Raw genomic sequence first — 17266 nt, forward strand, 5'->3', positions numbered from 1 at the left:
CCGCTACGCCCTCGTGGGCTCCGGCCACCGCGCCGAGATGTACATCGCTGCGATCGCGGGACCGCACGCCGACGTGGCGGAGCTGGTCGCCGTCATCGAGTCGAATCCGACGCGAGCCGAGTACGCGGCGGAGGCTGCAGTGAGGCACGGTGCCGCCGCACGACCCCGTCTCGCCGGACCGGCCGACCTGGAGCGAGCACTGACGGAGGAGCGGGTGGACCGCGTGGTGATCACGACGCCCGACGTCACGCACGCCGGGATCCTCGATCGCTGCCTCCGCGCGGGCGTAGACGTCGTCGTCGAGAAGCCGCTCACCATCGACGAGGCCGGCGCTCGACTGGTCGCCGAGGCCGCGCGCGACTCCGCACGCGACCCGGTCGTCACCTTCAACTACCGGTATTCGCCCCGCAACTCCGCCCTCAAGGAGCTGATCGCGGGCGGAGCGATCGGCGACGTCACGTCGATCACGTTCGAGTGGCTCCTCGACACCGCCCACGGCGCCGACTACTTCCGCCGCTGGCACCGCGACAAGCGCAACTCCGGGGGTCTGCTCGTCCACAAGGCCTCCCACCACTTCGATCTCGTGAACTGGTGGATCGGCGACGTCCCGTCGCGCGTCTTCGCCTCGGGGGGTCTGCGCTTCTACGGCGAGGCCAACGCCGCCCGTCAGAGCGCGCCGGTCAGCACCGAGCGCGGGAGCAGCGACGCGTCGGCGGCCGATCCCTTCGCCCTCGATCTCCGCCGCGACCCGCGCCTGCGCGCGCTCTACCTCGAGGCCGAGCACCACGACGACTACCGACGCGACCAGTCGGCCTTCGGCACGGGCATCACCATCGAGGACAACCTCGCGCTGGTCGTCGACTACCGCCGCGGAGCGACGCTGAGCTACTCGCTGAACGCGCACTCGCCGTGGGAGGGGTACCGCGTCGCCGTGAACGGCACCCGCGGCCGCGTCGAGCTCGACGTCGTCGAGCGCGGCGCCGTCCTGCCCGGGCCGGACGGACGCATCGCCGTGGATCCCTCACTGGCCGGTGCGGAGACCGCCGATTACGGCCCACGACCCGACAACGACCGCCTGCTCCTCCAACGGCACTGGCAGGCGGCCGAGGAGATCCCGATCCGCACCGAGGGCGGCGGACACGGAGGAGGCGACGACAGGATGCTGCGCGACCTCTTCCGAGGTGCGGCGGATGATCCGCTCGGCCGCGCGGCGGACTACCGTGACGGGCTCCGCTCGATCGCCGTCGGGATCGCCGGCAACCGCTCGCTCGAGACCGGAACAGCCGTGGCGATCGACGAACTGGGGATCCTCGTGGAGTGAGGCGCGGAGACGCTACTCGTCGAGCGCGAGCTCCTTGGGGAGCTCGAACTCCTTGCGGGAGAGCTCCTCGACGTTGACGTCCTTGAAGGTCAGCACGCGGACCGACTTCACGAAGCGGTCGGAGCGGTAGACGTCCCAGACCCACACGTCGCGCATCGTCAGCTCGAAGTAGAAGTCGTGCTCGGTGTCGCGGCGCACGAGGTCCACCTCGTTCGCGAGGTAGAAGCGGCGCTCGGTCTCGACGACGTACGAGAACTGCGAGACGACGTCGCGGTACTCCCGGTACAGTGCCAGCTCGACCTCGCGGTCGTAGTCCTCGAATTCGTCCTCATCCATCGTCCGTCAATCCTACGCCGGTGCGGGAGTGCCGGACGCCGAGAGCTCGGCTCCAGCCATCGCCGACCCACCGGCGGCAGCCGCCTCGCGCGGCTTCGACAGCCAGGTCACCCGGTGCAACGGGGACGGCCCCACGCGATCCAACCCCGCCCAGTGCGCGGCGCTGCCGTAGCCCTTGTTGCTGTCCCAGGCGTAGTCGGCGAACTCGTCGTGGTGGCGCACCATCTGGCCGTCGCGGCCGACCTTCGCCAGGACGGAGGCGGCCGACACCGACGCGCAGTCGCGGTCGGCCTTGATGCGGGTGACGATGGTCAGCTCGGCGGCCCACTCCCCCAGCGCGGGCGTCAGCCAGTCGTGCTTGCCGTCGAGGAGGACCACGGACGTCGCGAGGTCGACGCCCTGGTCGACGAGGCGCTCGATCCCGCGGGACGCGGCGCGGCCGAGGCCCGCGATGATGCCGGAGTCGTCGATCTCGTCGGCGGAGGACTCGCCGATCGCCCAGCCGGACACCCACCTCACGACGCCGGGCAGCAGTGCCTCGCGGCGGGCGGGAGCCAGCAGCTTCGAGTCCCGCAGCCCCTCCGGGAAACGCCCGCAGCGACGGCCGATCGAGACGACGCCGACCGAGACGGGGCCGGCGATCGCCCCTCGGCCCACTTCGTCGCAGCCGATGATGCTCTCGTAGCCCTGGCGGAACAGGCGCCGCTCCATCGTCAGGGTGGGTTCGGCGACGACCACCTAGTCCTGCCCGGCCTGGGAGGAGGAGTCCGACGAATCCGACGCGTCGTTCTCGACCCCGCGGAACACGGCCGGGTAGTCGTCGAGCCACGCCCACTGCTCCACCGGCCAGGTCACGAGGATCGCCCGGCCGACCACATTGTCGATCGGCACGAAGCCGCCGCCGGGCTTGTCGGTGTTGTAGCGGGAGTCGGCCGAGTTGTAGCGGTTGTCGCCCATCACCCAGAGCGATCCCTCGGGCACGACCACGTCGAAGGGCGTCGCCGAGACGGCCTGGACGCCGTCGGGCAGCTTCACGTAGGGCTCGTCGATCGGCTTGCCGTTGACCTCGACCTGGCCGAGCGGGGTGCAGCAGGTGACGGTGTCGCCGGGCAGCCCGATGACCCGCTTGATGAGGTGGTCGTTGCTGTCGGGAGCGGTGAGGCCCACGATCGCGAGAGCCGAGTCGACGGCGGCCTGGAACGGCGGCACATCGGGCTCGGTGCTCGGCGAGAGCCATCCGCCCGGATCGCGGAAGACGACGACGTCGCCGCGCGAGATCGGCACGAGATCCGGCACGAGCTCGTTCACGAGGATCCGGTCGTTCTCGACCAGCGTCTGCTCCATCGAGGAGGACGGGATGTAGAACGAGCGGATGAGGAAGGTCTTCACGAGGAAGGAGACCAGCACCGCGACGACGAAGATGATCAGCACGTCGCGGAGGAAGAGCAGCACCCCGCGGCGACGGCGCGGCCGGTGCCCGTCGCCCGGTGCGGCGGAGTGGCGCGCGTGGTCTCCGTCGCTGTGGATCGTGACCGGGGCCGTGCTGTCTGTCATCGCGTGCCGTCGCCCCTACTGTGCATCATCCGGGGCCGTGCATCCCCGGTCGGGAGAGGCCCCTGGAAAGGGTCGAACCCCGGTCCATCATAAGTGGACCGGGGTTCGGGGAGAGTGTGCGGAGACCCGCTGGGGGTCAGCGCTTCTCCTTGATCTTGGCCTTCTTGCCGCGCAGGTTGCGGAGGTAGTAGAGCTTCGCGCGACGCACGTCTCCGCGGGTGACGACCTCGATGTGGTCGATCACCGGGGAGTGCACCGGGAAGGTGCGCTCGACGCCGACCTGGAAGCTGACCTTGCGGACGGTGAAGGTCTCGCGGACGCCCTCGTTGGAGCGGCCGATGACGACGCCCTGGAAGATCTGGACGCGCGAGCGGGTTCCCTCGACGATGTTGACGTGGACCTTGACGGTGTCGCCCGCACGGAAGTCGGGGATGTCGGTCCGGAGTGACGCCGCATCGACGTTATCGAGGATGTGCATGTTCTATCGCTCTCCGTGCCCGCCACAGGTCGAGCACCGTTTCGTGGGTGGGAAGTCGGTGCGCGCCCCGCGTCGTAGCGGCTCCCCTGTGGCAGAGCCTGCGCGAGGCACAAGCGCTTATTCTGTCACGGCGCGGCGATCGGCGTCAAAGCGGAGTCGGCGGGACGGGCCGACCGCGCTGCGGCGGCGCGGTCCCCTCGGGGAAGGAGCGTCCGCCCGCGCCGTCAGAGGATGAGCGTCTGCCCGTCCTGGGGGCGCTCGGGATCGAAGCCGTCGCCCACCACGGGCCGCTGCCCGCCCTGCGCCTGCACCGCGGACGCCTCGGCGAACGCGATCAGCGTGGCGCGCGCGTCGTTCACGAACCGCCACAGGGAGTGACTGAGCGCCACGATCCCGAGGAGCACCGACAGCAGTCCGATCGCCCACGCCCCCGGAGGGAAGAAGCCGAGCGCGATCAGCGACGCGTGCCAGGCGCCGACCGCGGCGACGTCGCCCCACGCGGGGGTGCGAGTCGGCCGCACGGTCACCCGAAACGCCACGATGCTCGCCACGGCGGCGAGGCTGAGCGCCAGAATGGGGAGGGCGATGACGAGACCGAGGACGGTCCACCCGCTCGATCCCCCGAAGAGTCCGTACCCGAGGAGGATCCACAGGGGCAGGACGATCGCGGCCGGATACTGCCAGGAACCGAATGCCCGTCGCGTGCGCATGCACCGACCGTACCCACCACCGCTGAGCAACGCCTCAGCGACCCCCGAGAGGATCAGGATGATCGAGCTGCGCACGCCCGCCGAGATCGAGGAGATGCGGCCCGCCGGCCGCTTCGTGGCCGAGGTCCTGCAGGCCACCGTCGCCGCCGCCGGGGTGGGAGTGAACCTCCTCGAGCTCGACCGCCTCGCGCACGACATGATCCGGAAGGCCGGGGCCGAGTCCTGCTACATCGACTACCACCCGTCCTTCGGGGCCAGCCCGTTCGGCAAGGTGATCTGCACCTCCGTCAACGACGCCGTGCTGCACGGCCTGCCGTTCGACTACCGCCTCCGCGACGGCGATCTGCTGACCCTCGACTTCGCCGCGTCCGTGAACGGCTGGGTCTCCGACTCCGCCGTCAGCGTCGTGGTCGGCACGCCACGCGACGAGGACCTGGCGCTGATCGACACCACGGCGCGCGCGCTCGACGCCGGCATCGCCGCGGCGAAGCCCGGCGGGAAGATCGGCGACATCTCGGCCGCGATCGCCGCGGTCGCCCACGCCGAGGGGCTCACCATCAACACCGACTTCGGCGGGCACGGCGTCGGGCGCACGATGCACGGCGACCCGCACGTCCCCAACGACGGTCGCGCCGGCCGCGGGTTCCCCCTGCGCCCGGGGCTCGTCATCGCGATCGAGCCGTGGTTCCTGCAGACGACCGACGAGATCTTCACCGACAAGGACGGCTGGACCCTGCGCAGCCGCGACGGCTCGCGCGGCGCCCACATGGAGCACACGATCGCGATCACCGAGACGGGGAGCATCGTCCTCACCGCACGCGACTGATCCCGCCGTCGCTCTAGACAGCGGCACTATCCGATAGCAATACTCTCCGTATGCGCATCTCCGAGCTCGGACGGCTGACCGGTGTCAGCGTCGCGACCATCAAGTACTACATCCGGGAGGGGATCCTCGCCGCGGGTGAATCCTCGGCCCCCCAGCGGGCGGAGTACGGCGACGACCACGTCGCACGGCTCCGCCTGCTCCGCGGCCTCATCGAGAGCGGAGGAGTCGGGATCGCCGGCGCGAAGCGGATCACGGCGGTCCTGGACAGCGGCGCCCCTCCGGCCCACGCGTTCGAGGTCGCCCAGGACGTGGTCTCGGCGCACGCCGACTCCGACTCCCCCGCCACGGACGCCTCGCTCGAGCGGGTCCGCGCGCTCGTCGGGCCGATGATGTGCGAGCACCCCGCGGTCGCGACGGCCGCCCGGGCACTCGACGCGCTCGAGGCGTCGGGAGGTGCGATGACGCCGGACTGGCTCCAGCGCTACGAGGAGGCCGCCGAGCTGGTCGCCCGCGCCGACCTCGACGAGCTCGAGGCGCGCGCGAGCGTGAGCGAGCAGGCGTCGATCGCAGCGGTCGGCACCGCACTGGGCGATGTCGTGCTCCAGTCGCTCCGCCGTGTGGCGCAGGCCCGGGAGACGCAGCGCCGGTTCGCTCCGGCCGACGACTCGGCGGAGGCGGCGCGATGACCGCCGTGCGCGAGGCGCCGGTCGCCGACGCGGTCGCCCGCCCGCACCGCCCCCTGCTCGCTCTCGCGATCGCGATGGGCGTCGGCGCCCTCCTCTGCGCGGTCGCCCTCCTGCTCGACCCGCGCGAGCTCGGCGGGCAGTCGGTCTGGGCGAAGCCGCTGAAGTTCTGCCTCTCGATCGCGGTCTACTCGCTCACCCTCGCCTGGCTGATCGGGCTGCTCCCCCGCCGCCGCCGCCTCGGGCGGATCCTCGGCACCGTGGCCACCGCCGGCCTCGTCGTCGAGATGGTGGTCATCGGCGGTGCGGCGGCGGTCGGAGCCGCGAGCCACTTCGACGTGAGCACTCCCCTGCACTCGATGATGTGGACGACCATGGCGGTCTCGATCGTGGTCGTCTGGCTCGCCACTCTCGTGCTGGCGATCCTTCTGGCCCGGGTGCCCCTCGGCGACGACGCGCTGACGATCGCCGTGCGAGCGGGACTGGTCATCGGGCTGATCGGGATGGCACTCGCCTTCCTCATGACCGGCCCGACCGCCGACCAGCTCTCGGACTACCGCGGAGTCGTCGGCGCCCATGCGGTCGGCGTCGCGGACGGCGGGCCGGGGCTCCCGCTTCTGGGCTGGAGCACGACGGGCGGAGATCTGCGCATCCCGCACTTCCTCGGGATGCACGCTCTGCAGGGGCTGCCGCTGCTCGCCATCGGCCTCCGCCTGCTCGGACGCCGCCTGCCGGTCCTCGGCGAGGCGGCGGTGCGCGCCCGCCTGCTCGTCCTCGCCTCGGCCGGCTGGGCCGGTGCCGTCGCGATCACCTGCTGGCAGGCGCTCCGAGGGCAGTCGATCGTCGCACCGGACCCGCTCACCCTCACCGCCGGCTTCGTGCTCGGCGGCCTCCTCCTCGTCGGCACCGCCGTCGTGCTCGCCCGCCCCCGTACCCCGGAGGTCTCCCGATGACCCGTCTGCTGAAGGGCTGGACGCCGCTGGCGCTGGTCAACCTCGTCCTCGCCGTCCTCGGTCTCCTCGGGACCTGGACGCACAACATCCGCGCAGTGCTCGAGAGCGTCGACTTCCTCGGGGCCTGGTTCGACGGCGGACCGGCCGTGTCCTCGCTCACGACCGATCTGCTGATCGTCGCGATCGCTGCGGTCGCCCTGATCGTCGTCGAAGGACGCCGCCTGGGCATGAAGCGGCTGTGGATCTACGTGCTGCTCGCACCGCTCGTCGCACTCGCGTTCGCGTTCCCGCTGTTCCTCGCGGTCCGCGAGCGGCACCTCGCCGCGCAGAGGGCGGACGGGTCGGAGAGGATCTAGGGCAGCAGCTCGGGCCGCACGCGGCGGGTGCGCTCGACGCTCTGCTCGTGACGCCAGGCGGCGATCGCTCCGTGGTTGCCGCTGAGCAGCACGGGAGGCACGTCGAGGCCGCGCCAGGACGCGGGCTTGGTGTAGCTGGGGTACTCGAGGAGGCCGTCGGAGTGGCTCTCCTCGACGAGGCTCGCGGGGTTGCCGACGACGCCGGGCACCAGGCGGCCGACGGCCTCGATCATGGCCATGACGGCGACCTCGCCGCCGTTCAGCACGTAGTCGCCGAGGCTGATCATCCGCACGCGGGCGCGCGTGGCGGTGTGGTCGACGACGCGCTGGTCGATGCCCTCGTAGCGGCCGCAGCCGAACACGAGCGCCTTCTCGTCGGCGAGCTGCCGGGCCGTGGCCTGCGTGAAGACCTCGCCGGCGGGCGAGGGGAAGATCACGAGCGGATCCGCGTCGGCGTCGGCCTCGAGGATGCTGTCGAGCGCCTCACCCCACGGCTCCGGCCGCATCACCATGCCGGCGCCGCCGCCGTAGGGCGTGTCGTCGACGGTGCGGTGCCGGTCGTGGGTGAACGAGCGCAGATCGTGCACGCCGAGCTCGATCAGCCCGCTCGAGCGCGCGCGCCCGAGCAGGCTGATGTCGAGCACCCCGAAGAACTCCGGGAAGATCGTGACGATGTCGATCCTCACGACCGGGTGTCCTCCGCGGGCGCCTCGTCGTCGGTGGAGGCGGCGTCCGCTGCGGGAGTGCCGGAGTCGTCCTCGGCGGAGGCGTCGGACTCCTCGTCCTCGGCCCGAGTCGCGAGGGCCGGGTCCGAGAGGTCGACGTGCGAGAGGTCGACCTCGGCCGGCTCCACCTCGACGACCTCCTCGAAGAGGCCGGTGGGAGGCGTGACGGTGACGATCCCCGCGACGGGATCGATCGACGGCACGATCGCGGTGACGAACGGCACCATGACCTCGCCGGAGGGCGTCGCGACGATGAGCAGGTCCTGCGCCGGGAAGTGGTCGACGCGGCGGACGGTGCCGACCTCGGCGCCGTCGCGGACGACCTTCATGCCGACGAGCTGGTAGTCGTACCAGGAGTCGTCGTCGCCCGGCGCGGTGCGGACCTCCTCGTCGATCCAGAGGATCGCCTTGAGGAGGGTCTCGGCGGCGCTGCGGTCGTCGACGCCCTTGAAGAACGCGACGGGGTGGCTGTTGTACCAGCGGAGCTCGACGAGCTCGAGCTTCCTCCCGTGCCACTCGGAGGTGCGGGGCACCTGCAACGTGAACGTGGATCCGGGAGTGAAGCGCTTGTCGGGCTCGTCGGTGTAGAGCTCGAGCTTGATGGCGCCCTTGAGGCCGTGGGCCTTGGTCAGTCGGGCGACGCGGAGCTGCGTCGTGCCCGGTTCGGGGGTCGACACCTCTACTTGTCGGTGTCGACGACGTCGACGCGGACGCGACGGCCGTCGGCGAGAGCGGCGACCAGGGTGCGGACGGCCTTGGCGGTGCGACCGGAGCGTCCGATCACGCGGCCGAGGTCCTCGGGGTGCACGCGCACCTCGAGGACCTCTCCGCGTGGGGAGCCCGTCGCCACGACACGGACCTCATCGGGGTTCTCGACGATCCCCTTGACGAGGTGCTCGACGGCGGGAGCGAGCATGGACTACGCCTCGGTGGAGGTCTCGTCGGCGGTGTCCTCGGCCGGGGCGGCCTTGGCCGGAGCCTCGGTCTTGGGCTTGAGGACGGGCTTCTTCTTCGCGTCGATGACGAAGGGGGCCTTGGGCTCCTTCACCTTGACGGTGCTGACGGCGTCGGCGTCGCCCTTGAAGCGGCCCCAGTCGCCGGTCAGCTTGAGGATCGCGGCGACCTGCTCGGTCGGCTGCGCGCCGACTCCGAGCCAGTACTGCGCGCGCTCCGAGTCGACCTGGATGAACGAGGGCTCCTCGGTGGGGTGGTACTTGCCGATCTCCTCGATCACGCGGCCGTCGCGCTTGGTGCGCGAGTCGGCGACGACGATGCGGTAGTAGGGCGCCCGGATCTTGCCCAGGCGCTTCAGACGAATCTTGACAGCCACAATTCTCCTGTGTGGTCGTTGACCTGTAGAGGTCGAGGATGGATGAACTGAGCCGTGAGCGTGGGGTGCACACCCGGCCGGAAGCTCGAGGGGGTTTCTTCGGCGGTGAGTAGAGGGTCGACCGCCTCGGACCCGACGGATCATTCTGCCAGAAAAAACCCCGGCGTGCGGGCGCGACATGCGGCTCATCGCGCGGGAGGGCGCGCAGCGCGCTCCGGGCCCGCCCTCGGCCCCGTCCCGGCGACTCGTGGGACGATGGGGTCCGCGCGTCCCGACCCGGTGGACGCCGGATCGACGGAGACGACGCCATGGAGATCAGCTTCGCCCAGTCCGACCGCTCCACACTCGGGATCGAGTGGGAGGTCGCGATCGTCGACCGGCAGACGGGGGACCTCGCCAACGTCGCCGACGTCGTGCTGGAGGCCCTGCGCGGCGAGGACGGCGAGCCGCACGCCCGCATCACCGGAGAGTTGCTGCGCAACACCGTCGAGCTCGTCTCGGGCGTGCACACGCGGGTCGGCGACGCCGTCGCGGATCTGCAGGACCAGCTGCGCCAGGTGCGCGAGATCACCGACCCGATGGGCCTGGACCTCGTCTGCTCCGGAACCCACCCGTTCGCGCAGTGGTACGACCAGAGCATCACCGATAAGGAGCGCTACCACCGGCTCATCGACCGGACCCAGTGGTGGGGCCGCAACATGATGATCTGGGGCATCCACGTGCACGTGGGGATCGAGGACCGCGACAAGGTGCTCGCGATCCTGAACTCCCTGCTCGACTACTACCCGCACCTCCAGGCGCTCTCGGCCTCGAGCCCGTTCTGGGGCGGCGTCGACACCGGCTACGCGTCCAACCGCGCGCTCATGTTCCAGCAGCTCCCGACCGCCGGCCTCCCGCCGCAGTTCGGAGCATGGGCGAACTACGAGGAGTACGTCGACGACATGATGCGCACCGGAGTCATCGACGACCACACCGAGGTCCGCTGGGACATCCGCCCCTCGCCGCAGTGGGGGACGCTCGAGATGCGCGCCTGCGACGGGCTCTCCTCGGCCGAGGAGATCGGCGCCGTCGCCGCGCTCATCCAGTGCCTCGTCGAGCACCTGTCCACGCGGCTCGACGACGGCGAGGACCTGCCGACGATGCAGCCCTGGTACGTGCGCGAGAACAAGTGGCGGGCCGCCCGGTACGGCCTGGACGCCGAGATCATCCTCGACAGCGCGGGCGCCGAGCGCCTGGTGACGGACGACATCCGCGACCTCCTCGTGACGCTCGCCCCGGTCGCGGAGCGCCTCGACTGCGCGAAGGAGCTCGCCGACGTCGAGCTGATCCTCGTCGCGGGCGCGAGCTACCAGCGGCAGCTGCGGGTCGCCGCGGCCCACGACGGCGACCTCCGTGCCGTCGTCCGGGCGCTCGCGGGCGAGCTGCGCGACGGGCTGCGGGACCCGCGGGCATGATCGCGACGCGGCGGCTCGCCGCGATCGGCGTGCTCGTGCTCGCGCTCGCGGGGTGCTCCTCCGCGGCGGAGCCCGCGTCCGAGTCCTCGGCGACGACCGCCCCCTCGACGACGAGTGCCCCCTCCTCCGACGCCGGCGCTCACGCTGTCGAGGACCCCGCTCCGCTCGAGGTGGGCGGGTCGATCCCGGCCGGTTCCAGGGTCACCGTGGTCGGCGACAGCATCGTCAGGGGCTACGGACTCGACGCCGGGGCGGCCTGGCCGGCGCTCGTCGGCGACGCGTTCGGCTGGACGGTGACGAACCTCGGCTGCGACGGGGGCGGCTTCGTGCGCCCCGGCGTCTGCGGGGAGCCGATCGGCGACCGCGCGGACGACATCGCCGCGACGTCACCGGACGTCGTGATCGTCGTCGCGAGCAGCAACGATCTCGGAACCCCCGTCGAGGACGTGGTCGCCGCGATCCCGTCGGCCGTGGACGCGATCGCCCGGGGGGTGCCGTCGGCGAGGCTGATCGCCCTCGACTCCGTCTGGGGGCCTGACCCGCGGCCCGGCGATCTGGACGCGTACGACGCCGCACTGGTCGACGCCGTCGCGTCGGCCGGAGGCTCAGCGCTCGAGTACCCGGACCCGCTGAGGACCGACGGTCTCCTCGCCGAGGACGGCGTGCATCCCACCGAGGCCGGGCAGCTCGCTCTGGCGGAGGCGTTCGCGCTGGCCGCTCAGAAGGCGGGCCTGGGCGAGAGCGTGCCGACCGACTCGACGCCCACCCGCGAGGAGTAGGGGCGGGCGGCCCGGGAGCCGCCCACCCCTCATCGCCTCAGCGGCTGATGCTGTTCTTGCCGTCGCGCCATGACAGGAGCTCGCGCACCGGCGCGAGGTCGATGTCGGGTCCGCTGATGCCGAGTGTGAACAGGCGCGCTCCGAGCTCGTGCTGCTGGTCGGCGACCGCGAACGCTCCGTCACCGCCCTCGGCGGGGATGTTCACCCCGGTCGACACCTCGATCGCCGACAGGTCGCGGCCGACCTTCCCGCACCAGTCGCTGAGGACGCCGAGCTTGCGCTCCAGGGTCGGGACGTCGGAGAAGCTGTGCCAGATGTCGGCGTGCTCGGCCACGATCCGCAGCGTCTTCTTCTCGCCGCCGCCGCCGATCATGACGGGGATCTCGCGGGTGGGAGCCGGGTTGAGCACGCCCCAGCGGCTCCGGATGCGCGGCATCGCCTCGGAGAGCTCGTCCAGACGCGAGCCGGCGGTGCCGAACTCGTAGCCGTACTCCTGGTAGTCGCGCTCGAACCAGCCGGAGCCGATGCCGAAGATCAGGCGCCCCTCGGCGCCCTTGGCGCTGATGTGGTCGACGGTGCGGGCCATGTCGGCGAGCAGGTCGGGGTTCCGGTAGCTGTTGCAGGTGACGAGCGGGCCGAACTCGATGCGGCTGGTCTGCTCGGCCCAGGCGGCGAGCATGCTCCAGCCCTCGAAGTGCAGGCCGTCGGGCTCGCCGGAGAGCGGATAGAAGTGGTCCCAGTTGAAGGCGATGTCGACGCCGAGGTCCTCGAGCTCGGCGAGCGTGTCGCGGATGACCTCGTAGGAGACGTGCTGAGGGGCGATCTGGACGCCGATGCGGACCGGGCGCGCGGTGGTGGTTGTCATGCCCACCACGCTAGACCTCGACGGTGGCGGAGGTCCCGCCGGTCGACGGGGATCTCGAGACGCCCGCTGGGCGAGCTCCTCGATCAGCGAGGGGCCCCCGCTGCGCGGGCTACTCGCCGGCGGGGTCCGGAGCTGCGGTCGGGGCCTCGTCGACCGTCGAGCGGGCGAGCTTGGCGGTGGTCGCGCCCTCGTCGTCGAAGAGGCGGAGCCGGCCGCCGTCGATCGCGGCCATCGACGCCTCGGCGAAGATCGTCGGCAGCGCGACACCGTCGCAGGCGATGAACGTGCTCGGACCGGCGTCGACGCTGAGCGTGCCCTCGTCGTCGATCGCCCACTCCCCCTGAACGCCGTTGCAGCCGTCGGAACCGGTCCAGGTCCCGTCGTCGGCGATGAGCAGGAAGGGCACCTCGGGCGACTCGTACGCCACCCCGGTGATCCAGCGCCCGACGAGCTCCTCGGGCGCCGGAGCCGACATCGCCTCGGCGCCGGACGTCTCAGCGCACCCGGTGAGCCCGAGCACGGCGACGGCCGCGAGAGCCGCCGCAGCGAGGCTCCGCCGCACGGTCATCGACCGAGGAACTTCTGCAGCTGCTCCAGCTCCTCGGGGGTCGGCTGCGCCTGCGCGCCCGCGCCGCCACCGAGACCGAAGCCCGATCCGCCGGCGTCGCCGGGTCGGGGGCCGGACGTGATCGCCGCGTTCTCGGCCGCGCGCTTGGCCGGGTTGCCCGACTTCGACGTCTTCTTCTTCTGCGGCTTCGGGCGGCCCTGGTAGCCGGCTCCGGGCACGGGGCCCATGCCCGGCACGTTCGGCATGCCGCCCTTGGCGACGGTCTTCATCATCTTGGCGGCCTGCTCGAACCGCTGCACCAGCTGATTGACGTCGGTGACGGTCATGCCGGAACCGCGCGCGATGCGCAGGCGCCGCGAGCCGTTGAGGAGCTTGGGGTTGATCCGCTCCGCCTTCGTCATCGACTGGATGATCGCCTCGGTGCGCACGATCTCGCGCTCGTCGAACTGGTCGAGCTGCTCGCGCATGCCCTTCGCGCCCGGGAGCATGCCGATCATCTTCTTGATCGAGCCCATGTTGCGCAGCTGCTGCATCTGGCCGAGGAAATCGTCGAGCGTGAACGAGTCGCTCATGATCTTCTCGGCGACCTTGCGCGCCTCGTCCTCGTCGAACGCGGACTGCGCCTGCTCGATGAGGGTCAGCACGTCGCCGAGGTCGAGGATCCGGCTCGCCATGCGGTCGGGGTGGAACTGCTCGAAGTCGTCGAGGCCCTCGCCCGTGGAGGCGAAGAGGATCGGACGCCCGGTCAGCGAGGCGACCGACAGCGCTGCTCCGCCTCGCGCGTCGCCGTCGAGCTTCGAGAGCACGACGCCGGTGAAGTCCACGCCCTCCTGGAAGGCCTTGGCCGTGGCGACGGCGTCCTGGCCGATCATCGCGTCGATGACGAAGAGGACCTCGTCGGGGTTCGTGACGCGGCGGATGTCGGACGCCTGCTTCATCATGTCGGCGTCGACGCCCAGGCGGCCGGCGGTGTCGATGATGACCGTGTCGTACTGCTTGTCGACGGCGAACTTGATCGCGTTCTGCGCGACCTTGACCGGGTTGCCGACCCCGTTGCCGGGCTCGGGAGCGTAGACCGCGACTCCGGCCTGCTCGCCCACGACCTGCAGCTGCTGCACCGCGTTGGGGCGCTGGAGGTCGGCCGCGACGAGGAGCGGGGTGTGCCCGTCCTTGCCGAGGTACTTGCCGAGCTTGCCGGCGAGGGTCGTCTTGCCCGCACCCTGGAGGCCCGCGAGCATGATGACCGTCGGCGGACGCTTGGCGAACTCGAGGCGGCGCGACTGCCCGCCGAGGATCGCGACGAGCTCCTCGTTGACGATCTGGACGACCTGCTGAGCCGGGTTCAGCGCCTTGTTGACCTCGTCGCCGAGGGCGCGTTCGCGGACCTTGCCGGTGAAGGCCTTGACCACGTCCAGCGCCACGTCGGCGTCGAGCAGGGCGCGCCGGATCTCGCGGACGGTGCCGTCGACGTCCGAGGCCGAGAGCTTGCCCTTCGTGCGCAGGTTCTTGAAGGTCTCGACGAGTCGATCGGAGAGGGTGCCGAAAGTAGCCATGATGCCCGGAATTCTACCGGAGCCGCGGAGTGCTCGGTTCTGCCGCCGTTCCTCCGGATTAACTGGGCTGAGTGCAGGAATGCGTCTAGGGTGGCGACGTGATCGAGACTCTGCTGGCGGGCGACTCCGCCGATCCCCTGGACTACCGCGACGGCTGGGAGCTGCAGCGCCGGCTCCACGACGAGGTCGTCGCCGGGCGCGACGGCGTGCTGGTGCTCTGCGAGCACGCGTCCGTCTACACGGCGGGCAAGCGGACCGAGGCGCACGAGCGCCCGGTCGACGGCTCCCCCGTGGTCGACGTCGACCGCGGCGGCCGGATCACCTGGCACGGACCGGGTCAGCTCGTCGGCTACCCGATCGTGCGGCTGCGCGAACCGGTCGACGTGGTCGCCTATGTCCGCTCGCTCGAGGGGATGCTGATCGCCGTGCTCGCCGACCTGGGCGTCGCGGGCGAGCGCATCGACGGACGCTCGGGAGTCTGGATCCGCCGGCCGCTCGGCGCGGACAAGATCGCCGCCATCGGCATCCGGGTGGCAGGAGGCGTGACGATGCACGGCTTCGCCCTCAACGTCTCGAACAGCCTCGAGCCCTACTCCCGCATCGTCGCCTGCGGCATCGCGGACGCCGGAGTGACGACGATCGAGCGCGAGACGGGGAGCGAGGTCTCGATGGAGGCGGTGCGCGCCCTGGTCGATCGGCGGTTCCGCGAGTGCTCGCTCGAGTTCTCGGCCGAGCAGGCCGCGGTGGTGGCCGCGTGAGCGCCGAGGTGGGCGGACGCAAGCTGCTCCGGCTCGAGATCCGCAACGCCGAGACTCCGATCGAGCGCAAGCCCGACTGGATCAAGACCAAGGCCACCATGGGGCCGGAGTACCGCCAGCTGCAGTCGCTCGTGAAGAGCGAGGAGCTGCACACGGTCTGCCAGGAAGCGGGCTGCCCCAACATCTTCGAGTGCTGGGAGGACCGCGAGGCCACGTTCCTCATCGGCGGCGCGCAGTGCACCCGCCGCTGCGACTTCTGCCAGATCGACACCGGCAAGCCCGCCGACTACGACGCCGACGAGCCGCGGCGCGTGGGCGAATCGGTGGCGCGGATGAACCTCCGCTATGCCACGGTCACCGGAGTCGCGCGCGACGACCTGGCGGACGAGGGCTCCTGGCTCTACGCCGAGACGATCCGGCAGATCCACGCCCAGTCCCCCGGAACGGGAGTCGAGATCCTCGTGCCCGACTTCACCGGACGTCCGGAGCACCTCGGGCGCGTGTTCGACGCGCGCCCGGAGGTGTTCGCGCACAACGTCGAGACCGTGCCGCGGATCTTCAAGCGGATCCGGCCCGCGTTCCGCTACGAGCGCTCACTGGACGTCCTGACCCAGGGGCGCGACGCGGGGCTGATCACGAAGTCGAACCTCATCCTGGGCATGGGCGAGGAGCGCGAGGAGATCTCGCAGGCCCTGCAGGACCTGCACGACGCGGGTACCGACCTGCTGACTATCACGCAGTACCTGCGGCCGACGCCGCGGCACCTGCCGGTGGACCGCTGGGTGCACCCGGAGGAGTTCGTCGCGATCAAGGAGGAGGCGGAGGACATCGGGTTCCTCGGCGTGCTCTCGGGTCCGCTCGTGCGCTCGTCCTACCGGGCGGGCCGCCTGTGGGCGCAGTCGATGGAGTCGAAGGGGCGGCCGGTGCCGGAGCACCTGCGGCACCTCGCTGATGCGGCGCTGGGGTTCTCCCAGGCGGTGTGACCGTCGGCGTCACCGCGAGATGCCGGTCCGGTCCGCCCAGCCCGGCGTGTCGCGTACCAGAGTGGCATCTCGCGTGGCGCGGGACGCCGAGCGCATCGGCGCTCAGCCGACGAGCTGCTGGGCGAAGACGTGCGGGGTGAAGCCGGTGAGGTCGCCGATGCCCTCGCCCTGGCCGACGAGCTTGATCGGGATGCCCGTGCGCTCCTGGACGGCGAGGACGAACCCGCCCTTGGCGGAGCCGTCGAGCTTCGTGATGACGAGGCCCGTCACTCCGGCGTGCTCGATGAACGCCTCGGCCTGGCTCAGCCCGTTCTGACCGGTCGTCGCGTCGAGCACGAGCAGGATCTCGGAGATGGGGGCCTGCTTCTCGATGACGCGCTTGATCTTGCCGAGCTCGTCCATCAGCCCGCCCTTGGTGTGCAGGCGGCCGGCGGTGTCGATGATGACCATCTCGATGCCGTTGTCCTTCGCGAACTGGACGGTCTGGAAGGCGACCGAGGCCGGGTCCTGGCGCTCCTGCTGCGGGCGCACGATCTGCGCGTCGGCGCGCTGGGCCCAGGTGGCGAGCTGGTCGACGGCGGCGGCGCGGAACGTGTCGGCCGCTCCGACCACGACGCTCCGGTCGTAGTTGCGGAGGAACTTGGCGAACTTGCCGATGGTCGTGGTCTTGCCCACTCCGTTGACGCCCACGACGAGGATCACGGCCGGGCGCTCGCTGAGCTTGAGCGTCGTGTCGTACTTCGACAGCCGCTCCTCCATCGACTCGCGGAGCATGCGCTGGAGGTCGCGCGGATCGGTCGTGCTGTAGCGCTCGACCTTCGCGCGGAGGTCCTCGACGATCTCCTCGGTGATGTCGGGACCGAAGTCGGCGGTGATGAGCGCGGTCTCGAGGTCGTCCCACGTCTGGTCGTCGATCGTGCGCTTCTCGAACAGGCCGCGCAGTGCGCGGCCGAGCGACCAGGAGGTGCGTTCAGCCATGTGCTCCAGGGTACCGGCGACGGCTCGGCCCGACCGCCTCTGCCGAGGGAACCCCG

22 protein-coding genes are annotated in these 17266 nt (G+C 71.1%); 9 read left to right on the forward strand and 13 right to left on the reverse strand.

Annotation, left to right across the window (positions count from 1 at the left end; all coding sequences use genetic code 11):
- Window positions 1-1321: Gfo/Idh/MocA family protein (locus tag IOC53_RS00005; protein ID WP_207402347.1), on the forward strand; the 1321-nt coding region annotated here is incomplete at its 5' end.
- Window positions 1322-1333: 12 nt separating this feature from the next.
- Here IOC53_RS00005 and IOC53_RS00010 read toward each other — a convergent pair.
- The 5 genes from IOC53_RS00010 to IOC53_RS00030 all read right to left on the reverse strand — a co-directional run bounded on the left by IOC53_RS00010 (window position 1334) and on the right by IOC53_RS00030 (window position 4399).
- Entirely contained in the window at window positions 1334-1657 is a 324-nt protein-coding gene (locus IOC53_RS00010; RefSeq protein ID WP_055792576.1) for a DUF2469 domain-containing protein, read from the reverse strand.
- A gap of 12 nt (window positions 1658-1669) precedes the next feature.
- Complete coding sequence (locus IOC53_RS00015) at window positions 1670-2395, reverse strand: ribonuclease HII (RefSeq protein WP_207402348.1); 726 nt, start codon at window positions 2393-2395, stop codon at window positions 1670-1672.
- Complete coding sequence (gene lepB, locus IOC53_RS00020) at window positions 2396-3211, reverse strand: signal peptidase I (RefSeq protein WP_207402349.1); 816 nt, start codon at window positions 3209-3211, stop codon at window positions 2396-2398. It lies immediately after the preceding gene.
- A 136-nt stretch (window positions 3212-3347) separates the two neighbouring features.
- Entirely contained in the window at window positions 3348-3689 is a 342-nt protein-coding gene (rplS, locus tag IOC53_RS00025) for a 50S ribosomal protein L19 (protein ID WP_207402350.1), read from the reverse strand.
- 224 nt (window positions 3690-3913) lie between these two features.
- Window positions 3914-4399 carry a hypothetical protein gene (locus IOC53_RS00030; RefSeq protein WP_207402351.1) on the reverse strand — a complete coding sequence of 162 codons (486 nt, stop codon included), beginning with the start codon at window positions 4397-4399 and terminating at the stop codon, window positions 3914-3916.
- Between the two features lie 58 nt (window positions 4400-4457).
- Here IOC53_RS00030 and map point away from each other — a divergent pair, with 58 nt between their 5' ends.
- From map to IOC53_RS00050, 4 genes are read left to right on the forward strand one after another with little or no spacing between them, the layout of a single operon-like run.
- Window positions 4458-5225: a type I methionyl aminopeptidase gene (map, locus tag IOC53_RS00035; RefSeq protein WP_207402352.1), complete on the forward strand. Its 768-nt coding sequence runs from the start codon at window positions 4458-4460 to the stop codon at window positions 5223-5225.
- Between the two features lie 50 nt (window positions 5226-5275).
- Window positions 5276-5911: a MerR family transcriptional regulator gene (locus tag IOC53_RS00040; protein WP_207402353.1), complete on the forward strand. Its 636-nt coding sequence runs from the start codon at window positions 5276-5278 to the stop codon at window positions 5909-5911.
- Complete coding sequence (locus IOC53_RS00045; RefSeq protein WP_207402354.1) at window positions 5908-6861, forward strand: hypothetical protein; 954 nt, start codon at window positions 5908-5910, stop codon at window positions 6859-6861. The genes IOC53_RS00040 and IOC53_RS00045 overlap by 4 nt, the downstream gene beginning before the upstream one ends.
- A complete protein-coding gene (locus IOC53_RS00050) occupies window positions 6858-7217 on the forward strand; it encodes a DUF2834 domain-containing protein (protein WP_207402355.1) in 360 nt (119 codons plus the stop codon). The genes IOC53_RS00045 and IOC53_RS00050 overlap by 4 nt, the downstream gene beginning before the upstream one ends.
- Here the strand turns inward: IOC53_RS00050 and trmD are convergent.
- Genes trmD through rpsP form a run of 4 tightly spaced genes read right to left on the reverse strand, consistent with a single transcriptional unit; the run spans window position 7214 to window position 9272 of the window.
- Complete coding sequence (trmD, locus tag IOC53_RS00055; RefSeq protein WP_207402356.1) at window positions 7214-7903, reverse strand: tRNA (guanosine(37)-N1)-methyltransferase TrmD; 690 nt, start codon at window positions 7901-7903, stop codon at window positions 7214-7216. The two genes, IOC53_RS00050 and trmD, sit on opposite strands and share 4 nt — an antisense overlap.
- Window positions 7900-8619: a ribosome maturation factor RimM gene (gene rimM, locus IOC53_RS00060; RefSeq protein ID WP_207402357.1), complete on the reverse strand. Its 720-nt coding sequence runs from the start codon at window positions 8617-8619 to the stop codon at window positions 7900-7902. The genes trmD and rimM overlap by 4 nt, the downstream gene beginning before the upstream one ends.
- 2 nt (window positions 8620-8621) lie before the next feature.
- A complete protein-coding gene (locus tag IOC53_RS00065) occupies window positions 8622-8858 on the reverse strand; it encodes an RNA-binding protein (RefSeq protein WP_207402358.1) in 237 nt (78 codons plus the stop codon).
- A 3-nt stretch (window positions 8859-8861) separates the two neighbouring features.
- Complete coding sequence (rpsP, locus tag IOC53_RS00070) at window positions 8862-9272, reverse strand: 30S ribosomal protein S16 (protein WP_207402359.1); 411 nt, start codon at window positions 9270-9272, stop codon at window positions 8862-8864.
- 308 nt (window positions 9273-9580) lie between these two features.
- Here rpsP and IOC53_RS00075 point away from each other — a divergent pair, with 308 nt between their 5' ends.
- A complete protein-coding gene (locus tag IOC53_RS00075) occupies window positions 9581-10726 on the forward strand; it encodes a glutamate--cysteine ligase (RefSeq protein ID WP_207402360.1) in 1146 nt (381 codons plus the stop codon).
- Window positions 10723-11505 carry an SGNH/GDSL hydrolase family protein gene (locus IOC53_RS00080; RefSeq protein WP_207402361.1) on the forward strand — a complete coding sequence of 261 codons (783 nt, stop codon included), beginning with the start codon at window positions 10723-10725 and terminating at the stop codon, window positions 11503-11505. Before IOC53_RS00075 ends, IOC53_RS00080 begins: the two co-directional genes overlap by 4 nt.
- A 37-nt stretch (window positions 11506-11542) precedes the next feature.
- Here IOC53_RS00080 and IOC53_RS00085 read toward each other — a convergent pair whose 3' ends face one another.
- The 3 genes from IOC53_RS00085 to ffh form a co-directional block, all read right to left on the reverse strand.
- Window positions 11543-12370 carry an LLM class F420-dependent oxidoreductase gene (locus IOC53_RS00085; protein ID WP_207402362.1) on the reverse strand — a complete coding sequence of 276 codons (828 nt, stop codon included), beginning with the start codon at window positions 12368-12370 and terminating at the stop codon, window positions 11543-11545.
- A gap of 109 nt (window positions 12371-12479) precedes the next feature.
- Window positions 12480-12938, reverse strand: coding sequence for an META domain-containing protein (locus IOC53_RS00090; RefSeq protein WP_207402363.1), 459 nt, complete (start codon window positions 12936-12938; stop codon window positions 12480-12482).
- A complete protein-coding gene (gene ffh / locus IOC53_RS00095; protein WP_207402364.1) occupies window positions 12935-14491 on the reverse strand; it encodes a signal recognition particle protein in 1557 nt (518 codons plus the stop codon). The genes IOC53_RS00090 and ffh overlap by 4 nt, the downstream gene beginning before the upstream one ends.
- A 98-nt stretch (window positions 14492-14589) precedes the next feature.
- Between ffh and lipB the strand changes: the two genes are divergently transcribed.
- Entirely contained in the window at window positions 14590-15249 is a 660-nt protein-coding gene (gene lipB / locus IOC53_RS00100; protein ID WP_307785992.1) for a lipoyl(octanoyl) transferase LipB, read from the forward strand.
- On the forward strand, window positions 15246-16232 hold the full coding sequence (lipA, locus tag IOC53_RS00105) for a lipoyl synthase (protein WP_207402365.1): 987 nt from the start codon (window positions 15246-15248) through the stop codon (window positions 16230-16232). The genes lipB and lipA overlap by 4 nt, the downstream gene beginning before the upstream one ends.
- 102 nt (window positions 16233-16334) lie before the next feature.
- On the opposite strand, the gene ftsY is transcribed toward lipA, so the two are convergent.
- Entirely contained in the window at window positions 16335-17210 is an 876-nt protein-coding gene (ftsY, locus tag IOC53_RS00110; protein ID WP_055792633.1) for a signal recognition particle-docking protein FtsY, read from the reverse strand.
- Between the last annotated feature and the right edge of the window lie 56 nt (window positions 17211-17266).

Source organism: Rathayibacter sp. SD072, assembly GCF_017355185.1.
Lineage (GTDB): Bacteria > Actinomycetota > Actinomycetes > Actinomycetales > Microbacteriaceae > Rathayibacter.